Annotated in this window: 8 protein-coding genes and 2 tRNA genes; 9 read left to right on the forward strand and 1 reads right to left on the reverse strand. The window is 62.1% G+C overall.

Annotated features, from left to right (window positions below):
• The first annotated feature begins 422 nt into the window (after nt 1-422).
• The 3 genes from ABEB25_RS24280 (at nt 423) to ABEB25_RS24290 (ending at nt 4464) form a co-directional block, all read left to right on the forward strand.
• Nucleotides 423-2261: a hypothetical protein gene (locus ABEB25_RS24280; RefSeq protein ID WP_345739056.1), complete on the forward strand. Its 1839-nt coding sequence runs from the start codon at nt 423-425 to the stop codon at nt 2259-2261.
• Between the two features lie 64 nt (nt 2262-2325).
• On the forward strand, nt 2326-3303 hold the full coding sequence (locus ABEB25_RS24285; protein WP_345739057.1) for a D-alanyl-D-alanine carboxypeptidase family protein: 978 nt from the start codon (nt 2326-2328) through the stop codon (nt 3301-3303).
• A 69-nt stretch (nt 3304-3372) separates the two neighbouring features.
• Nucleotides 3373-4464, forward strand: a complete 1092-nt coding sequence (locus ABEB25_RS24290) for a 6-phosphofructokinase (RefSeq protein WP_345739058.1) — start codon at nt 3373-3375, stop codon at nt 4462-4464.
• A 93-nt stretch (nt 4465-4557) separates the two neighbouring features.
• Here the strand turns inward: ABEB25_RS24290 and ABEB25_RS24295 are convergent, their stop codons facing one another.
• Nucleotides 4558-5049 carry a hypothetical protein gene (locus ABEB25_RS24295; RefSeq protein WP_345739059.1) on the reverse strand — a complete coding sequence of 164 codons (492 nt, stop codon included), beginning with the start codon at nt 5047-5049 and terminating at the stop codon, nt 4558-4560.
• A gap of 163 nt (nt 5050-5212) precedes the next feature.
• Between ABEB25_RS24295 and ABEB25_RS24300 the strand changes: the two genes are divergently transcribed.
• The 6 genes from ABEB25_RS24300 (at nt 5213) to ABEB25_RS24325 (ending at nt 9480) form a co-directional block, all read left to right on the forward strand.
• Nucleotides 5213-5899 (forward strand): hypothetical protein, encoded by a 687-nt coding sequence (locus ABEB25_RS24300; protein WP_345739060.1) that lies wholly within the window; start codon nt 5213-5215, stop codon nt 5897-5899.
• A 108-nt stretch (nt 5900-6007) separates the two neighbouring features.
• Nucleotides 6008-6337, forward strand: coding sequence for a hypothetical protein (locus ABEB25_RS24305; protein WP_345739061.1), 330 nt, complete (start codon nt 6008-6010; stop codon nt 6335-6337).
• A 93-nt stretch (nt 6338-6430) separates the two neighbouring features.
• A complete protein-coding gene (locus ABEB25_RS24310) occupies nt 6431-7138 on the forward strand; it encodes an HAD-IA family hydrolase (RefSeq protein WP_345739062.1) in 708 nt (235 codons plus the stop codon).
• 23 nt (nt 7139-7161) lie between these two features.
• Nucleotides 7162-7236 (forward strand) — tRNA-Lys (locus ABEB25_RS24315).
• Between the two features lie 22 nt (nt 7237-7258).
• A tRNA-Lys gene (locus tag ABEB25_RS24320) sits at nt 7259-7333 on the forward strand.
• Nucleotides 7334-8169: 836 nt separating this feature from the next.
• Nucleotides 8170-9480 (forward strand): PQQ-dependent sugar dehydrogenase, encoded by a 1311-nt coding sequence (locus ABEB25_RS24325; RefSeq protein WP_345739063.1) that lies wholly within the window; start codon nt 8170-8172, stop codon nt 9478-9480.
• Nucleotides 9481-10144 lie beyond the last annotated feature (664 nt).

Consider the following 10144-nt stretch of genomic DNA (forward strand, 5'->3'; position numbering starts at 1 on the left):
GCATCGTTGGTTAGGTTGGGGGATCCGGTGGTTCTCGGTGGCTGCGCCCCCTTCACCACCGGCTACGTTCCGGGCTCCCTCCGGGAGCGAAGGCTGGGGGCGGGGTGTGAGGGTGTGAGGAGGTTCAAAGGCCGGGACTTGGCAAGTTCCGCTCCTTGGGGCGGTGGGGAGGTTCGGGGATGATGGGGGCGGACGGAAGGAGTCAGGGCCGCTGCGCGTCCGGTGGGTTTAGGATGCGGGCAAGTGCGAAGCCGCGAAGCGAATCTCCACGCTCCTCTCGGGGGCGCTGGGGAAGTTCGGGGGGCGGAATTTTGTGCGGGAGGTGAATGCTGGCTTTTCATTCGTTGATGAGGAGGTGTAACCTTGGGCGAATCACGGGGTGTCTGTTTCTGGACACTTTTAATTTTGACCTGATGACTGCCATGAATGCTTCCTACGAATCGGTGCTTGAGCTGCTGGAACCCCGCCTGGCCCCTGCGGGGGTGATTGCGGTCTCGGTGAATGCCGGGGGGACGCTGGTGCTGGGGACGGTGCCGGGGCTGGATGGTGATGAGAAGGTGACCCTCGAGAGGGTGGCGGATGGGACCTACCGGATGACGCCGGAGGCGGGTGTGCAACTGCGCATCGGGGGGCTGAACTTTACCACGCCGCAGATCATCACGGGAGTGACGGCGGGGCTGACGGCGAACCTGGGGGCGGGGGATGATGCGGTGACGCTGAACAATGCGTTTTTTACCAAGGCGGTGAGCATCAATCTGGGCGGTGGTAACAATGCCTTTACGATGACGGACAGCAACATCGGTGGGCCCTTGACCTTGCTGGGGGGGGATGGGGTGGACTTGGTGACTTTTTCGGGAGCCTTTGCCACGGTGGGTGGGGCGGCGACGATCAAGCTGGGGGGCGGGGCGGATGGCTTGCTTGGGAATGCGGATCGTCAGATTTTCGGCCTGGGGCTGACGATCGATGCCGGGGAGGGCAATGATCAAGTGCGGCTGGCCAGCTCGGATGGGGATGACCTTTTCATTTTGGGCAACCTGGCCTTTGTCGGCGGGGCGGGGGATGATCTTCTGAGCGTGGGGTTTGCGAATGCGGAGGTGATGATCAGCGGTGCGCTGAAGCTGACGGATGTTTCGGGCAATGAGACGGTGCAGTTTGTGGGCAACCGCTTTGATGTGGGGTCGCTATCCCTGCTGGCGGGCGGGGGCAACAATACCCTGCTGAGTTCGGCGACGGATTTCTTTGTGGCGAAGACGCTGCAATGGACGAGCGGCAGCGGGACGGACGATGTGGATTTCAACGGGAATCATCTGCGGGTGGGCGGGGCGGTGAGCATTGCCCTGGGGACCGGGGGCGGCGATGGCGAGCTGACGCCGCTGAACTCGCTCTATGTGGCGGGGACGGTGATGATCTCCGGCTCTGGGGCGAACCGCGATCTGGCTGTGATTGCCGACAATGTGTTCATCGGCGGCAAGGTGACGATGGCCGCAGGAGCGGGTGATGGGGAGGCGCGCCTTTTTGCCATCAACGGGATGTTCCTGGGGGGTGGGGCGAACCTGACGAGCGGTGCGGGGGACACGAACCTGAGCATCAGCGGTAATTTTCGTCTGGTGAGCAATGGCAGCCTGACGCTGACGAATGGTGGGGGGCTGGGGGTGACGTCGATTCTCGTCGGCGGGACGAGCACTGCCTCCACGATCAATGGGGCGGTCACTCTCAAAGGGGGAGTGTTTGTGGGCCTGGAAATGATGGGGACGATCTCGGGTGCGGTGAATTTGAGCACGGCTTCTTTGTCGGCTGCCTCCACGATCACGATGGACGGTTTTTCGAACGGGGCGCTGCACATCGGCGGGGCGGTGAAGCTGAGCATGCCGACGCTGGCCGGGCAGACGGGAGTCATCCGCATCGAGAGCGCCATTTTTGACAATACGCTGACGGTGATGGGGGGAGCGGGGGTGGACACGCTGACGATCAATGAGACGGCGGTGAACAAGGCTTTCACGGCCAGCCTGGGGGCGGGGGATGATGTTTTCCGCTTTGAGCAGTTGAATTCGGTGGGGGCATCGCACTTCCGAGGGGCCGTGATGCTTAAAGGTGAGGCCGGGGGAGACACGTTTTTGCTGGGAGGCGTGGGGGCGAACTTTGCGATCAACTTTGGCCAGAAGGTGACGGTGGATGGGGGGACGGGGAATGATGCGCTGACGACGGGGGCGAGTGTGACCTTTGCGCCAGGGCTGCCGCTGGTGACGATGAGCGTGCCGTGAGGCGGGCGGGGAGTGGAATCCCTGGTTGCCCCTGGGCGATGAGGTGCTAATGAAAGGGTGCCCTATGCAGTGTTCTTCCCGTTTTAGCAGCCTTTCGAAGTGCGTTTTTGCCACCCTTTCCCTGGGGGCGGCGCTGGCAGTCCTGGCGCCGGTTTCGGCCTCGGCCCAGGCGGCGGTGCTGGCCGCGGATAGCTTTAACCGCAAGGTCCATGTGGCCAGCCAGGCGAATGATAAGCGGCCGGTGGGCGGTCTGGCGAAAATCGCGACGGCGATGGTGACGCTGGACTGGGCGGAGGCCTCCAAGGCGGGGGTGAACATCCTGGCGACGGTGCCGGCCTATGCGCCGCAGGTGGCGGGCAGCAATAGCCTGGGTCTGCAACCGGGGGACCGCCTGACGCTGCGCGACCTGCTGTATGCGACGATGATGAGTGCGGATGATGTGGCGGCGATCACGCTGGGTGACTTTGTGGGGCGCGACCACCTGCAGCGCCTGCAGCGGGCCGGGGATCCGCTGACGGAATTTGTGCGGCAGATGAATCAACTGGCGGTGCGCGAAGGGGCGATGAATACCCGGTTTACGAACCCGCACGGGTTTGAAAATACGCGGGCGATGCCTTACTCGACCGCTGCGGACATGACGCGCCTGGGGCTGTATGCGATCTCCCGCCCGGCGCTGCGCTTTTACACGAACCAGCGCTCCCGCGACATCACGGTGTACCGGACGAGCGGGCAGGTGAGCCTGCCGCTGAACAATACGAATGCGCTGCTGGGCGTGAGCAACATCGACGGCATCAAGTACACGGCGACCCAGCGTTCGGGGAGCTGCATCGTGGTGACGGCGGAACGCCCGGCCTCTGTCGCGAAGCAGGCAGATGGTTCCAGTCTGATTTATCGCCACCGGATGGTGGTGACGGTGATCGGCTCGGCCGATGCGGCGGCGGAGGCTCATGCGCTGTTGCAGCAGAGCTGGGCGGCCTATGATCGCTGGCTGGCTGCGGGCCGCCCGATCACGGACAAGCGCCAGTTGCTGAACCATTTTTAGTCTTTCGTTCTCCGGCCCTGTGGCTGTGGACAGACGTATCTCACACCCCAACCCCAACCCCCTACGAACATGCGAATCGGTATCCTGAATAGCGGCGGCGATTGCCCCGGGCTCAATGCGGTCATCCACGGCGTCGTCGGCGCAGCGCACACTCTCGGCTGGGAGGTCGTGGGCTTTCGTGATGGATTTGAAGGTCTGCTGCCGCCGGGGGACTACATGATGCTGGACCCGAGCCGGACGGTGGGGATCATGAAGCTGGGTGGGACGATTTTGGGCACGACGAACAAGGGCCACTTCGTCGCGAAGGTGGGCGAGGGCAATGTGTCTGAGGTGCCCCGCGAGATCGTGGAAAAGGCGAAGGCGACGCTGCGGCATCTGGAGATCGGCGCGCTGATCGTGGTGGGCGGTGATGGATCGCTGACGACGGCGCAGCAGCTTTTTGAAATGGATGTGCCGGTGATCGGCGTGCCGAAGACGATCGACAACGACATCCAGGCGACGGCGATGACCTTTGGGTTTGATTCGGCCTGCCACTCCGTGGTGGATGCGCTGGACCGCCTGCACACGACGGCGGAGAGCCACAAGCGGGTGATCGTGCTGGAGGTGATGGGCCGCCATGCGGGCTGGATCGCGCTTTACGGCGGGATGTCCGGCGGGGCGGATGTGATCCTGCTGCCGGAAATCCCCTTCAAGATGGAGCACGTGGCGGATGCCATCCGCCAGCGCGATGCACGCGGCCTGCACAGCACCCTGGTGGTGGTGGCGGAAGGCGCACGCATGGAGACGGGCGAGCTTTTGAAAAAGGAGAACGTGGGCAGCAAGGGCGAGGATCGCCTGGGCGGCATCGGCGACTACGTGGCGAAGAGGATCGAGGAGATGACGGGCAAGGAAACCCGCGCGTGTACGCTGGGCCACCTGCAGCGCGGCGGTGCGCCGACGGCGCTGGACCGCATCCTGGGCGTGCGCTTTGGTGCCAAAGCGGTGCACCTGATCGAAGAAGGCAAATTTGGCCGCATGGTGAGCTATCAGCACTACCAGGTGGGCGATGTGAGCATCGAGGAGGCGGTGAACCAACTGCGCCTGGTGCAGCCGGATAGCGAGATCATCCGCGCAGGCCGCAGCATCGGCATCTGCTTTGGTGATTGCCGCGTGGGGCGCTGAGACGCTGCGATTGATTTTGAAGGGCAGGTTCCTGGATGGGAGCCTGCCCTTTCTTTTTGCCTTGTTTTTGGTTAGACCGGAACTGGGTTGGCTTTAGACGAGGCGGCGGCGTTCGAGGCCGAGCTGGCTGCGGCGGTCGCGGCGGAGGCGGAACTCTTCCTTTTTGATCTGGGTCTGGCCGGCGATGCCGTATTCGACGACGACGGTGACGAGCTGGGGATCTGCCTGGAGGGTGGCGATGCGGAAGACGGGCTCGCGTTTGCTGCGGAAGAAGGCGTGGAGGGGGATGTGAGGATGGCCGGCATTCCACAGCCAGCGGCGCGGGGGGAAATCGGAGAGGTCTGAGAGGGCGAGGAGGACTTCGCGGATGAGGGTTTCCTCGTGGTGTTTGAGGAGCTTCGAAGCAGCGCGGCGGCAGAGCATCTGCTCGATGAAGGCGACGGCGGGGTTCAGGTGATCCTCCTCCATTTCCACAATGACCTCACGGGCGTGCTGGGCCATGGACTCGCGAAATTGGTCGGACGTGATGCGGCCAGTATCGAGGAGGTGAAAGAGTTGCCGGGGGCTGGGGGGGAGGTCGGACACAGGCGAGATTAAAAAAGAACGCGGGCCGGGGCTGCAAGGATGAAATGGAGTTTCTTGGTGGGGGAGTTTCTGCGGAGTTCGTGCTTGCCGCAGGCCCCTCTTGTGCATGATGTTACGGGCGAGGCGCAGGGCCAGGGCCTGTGCTGCATTTTCCCGACATGCCATGAAGACGATTTCCCAGCTCCGCTCCGAGGTCACGCAGTTGGCCTCCGCATTCCTGCTGCTCACCGTGCTGACGAGCTGTGAGCTGCCGCCGCGTGAAGCCTGGCGGATCATCCAGCGGGATGGGCTGATCACCTACTGGGGCCGGGACTACCATCCCGCAGTGGCCCCCAGCCGCTACCTGGTGCCCAATGGCAGCCCGCTGCGGCCTGCCCGGCAGATGGCCTACGTGCCGTATCGGCCAGAGAGTGCGCGCAACCGCTACCTGACGGAGCAGCCGCGTATTTATCGCCCCAGGCCGCAGGTGGACCGGGAACCGCGCCGGGAGACTGCCCGCAGGGAGGCCGTGGTGACGAGTCCGCCGAAGATCCCGCTGGAATCCAGCCCGGTGAAACCGCAGCCGCAGGCCCCGGCAGCACCCGCGAAGATGTCCATGGACACACTGCCCTACGGCACTCCGGTGGAAGGCCGGCCCGGCATGGTGACGAGCCCCTTTGCCGGGAAGCAGCAACTGGTGGATGTGACGGGCATGGCCCCGGGCGAGGCGGTGAAGGATCCGTATAGCGGCAAGCTTTTCCGCGTGCCGCCCACGCAGCAGGCGATGGCCCCCCGGACGGCGCCGGAGACGCCTCCTACCCCCACGGAACCCCTCACAGAAGCGAAAGACGAGGCCAAACCGAAGCCCTAAAGAGGCTTTGGGGGCAGATATGGGCAGTTCCTGTGACATTCGGGCTTGATTCCACCCGCGATGGTGTCACTCTCCGCCCCCGCTTTTAGCATTCCAATATCTGCCACCATGGGCCAGCAACTCAATAAAATCGTCAAACGTCGCCGTCGGAAACTCTATGTCGCTCGCAAGAAAGCTCTTGCGAAGTCTGGCCTGAGCCGCAAGTCCATCGTCCGTGAGCCAAAAGCCGCCAAGAAAACGGTGAAGAAGGCCAGCGCTCCGAAGAAGGACAAAGCCCCAACCAAAGCCGCTGCCGCCAAGGTGGAAGCCGCTGCTGTGGCTGAAGTGGTGGCCGCTGCCCCTGTCGCCGAAGTGGCGGCTCCTGTGGCTGAAGTCGCTGCTCCTGCTGAAGCAGAAGCGCCTGCTGCTGCTGAAGAGGCTGCACCTGCCGCTGAATAATTTTGGCCGGTCATCTGACCGAGTCTGTTTTGAAAAACCCGCGCAGGCTCTGTGCGGGTTTTTTGTGCCTACTTTTCACCCCCTCTTTTTGCGATGCTGTCCCGCCCTGTGATCTCCTTTGATGCCGCCGGCACCCTGATTCAGGTGTGCGAGCCCGTGGGGCGTACCTATGCGGCCTTTGCCCGGCGGTGGGGTGTCGCGGTGGATGAGGCGGCGCTGAAGCCGGCCTTTCGCCAAGTGTGGGGCCGACTGCCGGTGCGGGAATGGCCGGAGGGGCAGTGTGCGCCGGATGATGACCGATCCTGGTGGCGCGAGCTGGTGGCTCAGGTCTTTGCCGAGGCCACGGGGGCCACGCTGCCGGAGGCGACGCTGGGGCCGTTGTTCGATGCGCTGTATGCGCACTTTGCGCTGCCGGAGGCGTGGTTCGTTTATGAAGAGGTGAAGCCTGTGCTGGAGGATCTGGCCCGTGATCATCGGCTGTGTGTGCTGTCAAACTTCGACGGGCGGCTGAAGGGGATTTTGACTGGGCATGGGCTGGCTGGATATTTTGATGAGGTCATTCTTTCCAGTGAGGTGGGTGTTTCCAAGCCGCATCCGCGCATGTTTGAGACGGCTCAACGGCGGATGCAGGCGGTGCCTGCGGCAAGCTGGCACGTGGGGGATGATGAGCGCTGCGACGTGCAGGGAGCCCTGGCCAGTGGCTGGCGGGCCTTTTCAGTGGCCCGTCCGGAGCGTGATTTGCGGCATTTGTTGGAAAAAGTCCGTTTGGAAGCAAATTCAAGCTTGCGCACGGCTCCGTAAAGGGTAGGTAATCCGCCCCACTCGCGCGGGTAGCTCAGTGGTAGAGCAGTTGGCTTTTAACCAATTGGTCGTGGGTTCGAATCCCACCCCGCGCACCACCGTGTGGTTGTCAGTTTTAATGCCCAGGTAGCTCAGTGGTAGAGCAGTTGGCTCTTAACCAATTGGTCGTGGGTTCGAATCCCTCCCTGGGCACCACTGAAAAATGCGCTCCGAAGCCTGAAACCAGGCTCGGAGCATTTTTTTTGGTCGGGTGGGGAGGTGCTGAAGGGGGGGGTTGTCGCCCGAAAGGTGAGCTGGGGATACGCAGGAGAGAAGTCGGTAAGGGCCGGAAAACAACGCGTGTGGAAAAAGAAGAAGCTTTGGAACTTACACGGCTGAAGGTTCAGGGCTTACAGTGTAACCCGCCCGTGACTGTAGCGGTGGCCGAAGGCTGGGCCAGGGCCTGGTTTGAGATTTTAGATCGCACCTGCGCAACCCCGAAAGCCTATGACGACAAAGTTCTTTCAGCCCTTCGGAACCCTTTTCCCAAGCATGTCCTTTCACCAGACAAGTCCTACAGATGGCCCATGCCATGTGCATGTTTTGAGTCTGTAGAAAGATCAGCCAACAGAATACTTTGATACGAGATTCGGCGGAACTGATGCTTTCTTTGTGGCTGGCCATGTTGGCTACGATCTTCTGGTGCTGTGGGTTGTGAGTATTCCACGAGCAGTCTGAGTAAGTGCCATTTGGCGAATGATTTTGAATCTCCTGTAGAATCTGTTCCTGAGTCGTGGAGATACAAAGCTGACGAAGGATATCGTAGAGATAATCGATTTGGGTGTCCATGCGAGCACCATGCGGGCACTGTTTTGCAACGCGCAAGTGAGTACCAGTGGCACTTAGCCCAAGTGCCGGGTGAAAAATGGCTAAAAAGGGAGTGATCGCCAAGCCGAAGCGGGCGGAGTAACTGCAATCAGCAACTGAGTGAGTGGGAGAGGGCTCCAAGACTCACCCGCGCAAGGGGGCTGTGGTTTTCGATATTCTAGGGTATGAAACGTTTCTTTACCCTTTTGGTTATGCTGGTGGGCGGTGGTGTGGGGGCTGTTGTGGCGCAGGATGGAAAGGCCGCGGCGGAGGTGCTCACGGGAAAGGCAGCGATGGGGGACTGGACGACGGATGCGCCGGGGGTGCGGAGGCATTTGCGGGTGGGGGATCTGCCGGAGCCGAATGAGAAGGAGTCGGCGAAGAATCGGCCGAAGGAGGTGAAGCGGCCTGAGGGGGCGTGGCCAAAGGCCCCGGAGCATTTCACGGTGAGCCAGTATGCGACGGGGTTGAAAAAGCCGCGTGTGATTGTGACGGCGCCGAACGGCGATGTCTTGGTGGCGGAGAGCAAGGCGGGCCAGATCTCGCTGCTGCGGGATGCGGATGGCGATGGGAAGCCGGAGCTGCAGACGGTTTTTGCGACGGGGCTGAACCAGCCTTTTGGCCTGGCCTTTTATCCGCCGGGACCGGAGCCGACGCACCTTTACATCGGCAATACGGATGCGGTGGTGAGGCTGCCTTACCGCAATGGCCAGACGAAGGCGGAGGGGGAGCCGGACAAGCTGGTGGAGCTATCCGCTGGCGGGCAACTGACGGGGGGCGGCCACTGGACGCGGGACATTGTTTTTTCGAAGGATGGGAAGAAGCTGTTCATCGCGATCGGCTCGAAATCGAATGTGGACTGGAACAAGGAGGAGGAAGACCGGGCGCGGATCTTTGAAACGGGTCCGGTGGGGCAGGACAAACGGGTCTACGCCTGGGGTATCCGCAATCCGGTGGGGCTGGCGATCCACCCGGCGACGGGCGAGCTGTGGGCTTCAGTGAATGAACGGGATGAGCTGGGGGACAATCTGGTGCCGGACTATGTGACGAAGGTGAAGGAGGGCGGTTTCTATGGCTGGCCGTGGTATTACATGGGCGGGCATCAGGATCCGCGGCACCCTGGCGCAAGACCGGAGCTGAAGGATAAGGTGCTGACGCCGGATGTGATTTTGCAGGCGCACTCGGCCTCGCTGGACATGACCTTTTATGATGGGGAGCAGTTCCCGGAGGTGTATCGCCACGATGGTTTTGCGGCGGAGCATGGCTCGTGGAACCGCAGCCGGCGGACGGGCTACAAGGTGGTGCAGATTCCGGTGAAGGAGGGCAAGGCTACCGGGGAGTATGTGGACTTTTTAACGGGCTTTGTGACGCCTGAGGGGGATGTCTGGGGTCGGCCTGTGGGGGTGACGGTGGCGAAGGATGGGGCGTTGCTGGTGAGCGATGACACGGGGGATTGTGTGTGGCGTGTGGCTTATGAGGGGACGGGGAAGAGATGAAGGTGAGTGACGGGGTAGGGTGGGGCTTTTTTTACAGGACTCACAGGAAGTGTGGCAAGGGGTTGAGGCGGATTTTCAACCACGGAAGATGCGGAAGACACGGAAGGTGTGGATGACGGGGAGGGCCCCCAGGAGCGGGACTTGCCAAGTCCCGTGGTTTGGGGGTGTTTGGGGCGGACGGGGAGCGGTGGTGGTGTGGGGGCTGTTTTTACAGGATTGACACGATGGACAGGATTAACAAGAAGTGTTGCAAGGGGGGAGGGTGTGTTCGGTCTGTTGGTGTTTAGCCTTTAGGCGATTCAATGACCTACCGGACCTTCTCCAAGATCGCCTAAAGGCTAGACACCAGCAGAGCTAGCGGGAGCCTGAGTGTTAGGCCGGTTTGAACCCCAAGGAGCGGGACTTGCCAAGTCCCGTGGTTTGGGGAGGGGTGATTGGGGTGAGGTGGCCTGGATGTATGGGCACGCCAAGACGCCCAGGCGCAAAAAATCAGGCCCTTGGTGTCTGTGCTGCGGCTGGAAGCTCTGGATGATGGCTGGGTCTTTGGCCAAGCCATGAAGCGCCTGAGGGTAGGCGCAGGTTCAAAGGCCGGGACTTGGCAAGTCCCGCTCCTTGGGGGGTGGGGGAAGCTCGGGGAGTGGGGGAGCTTGCGGGCGTGCAGAAC

Origin of the sequence: Prosthecobacter algae (assembly GCF_039542385.1) — a bacterium.
In the GTDB taxonomy this organism is placed as follows: Bacteria; Verrucomicrobiota; Verrucomicrobiia; order Verrucomicrobiales; family Verrucomicrobiaceae; genus Prosthecobacter; species Prosthecobacter algae.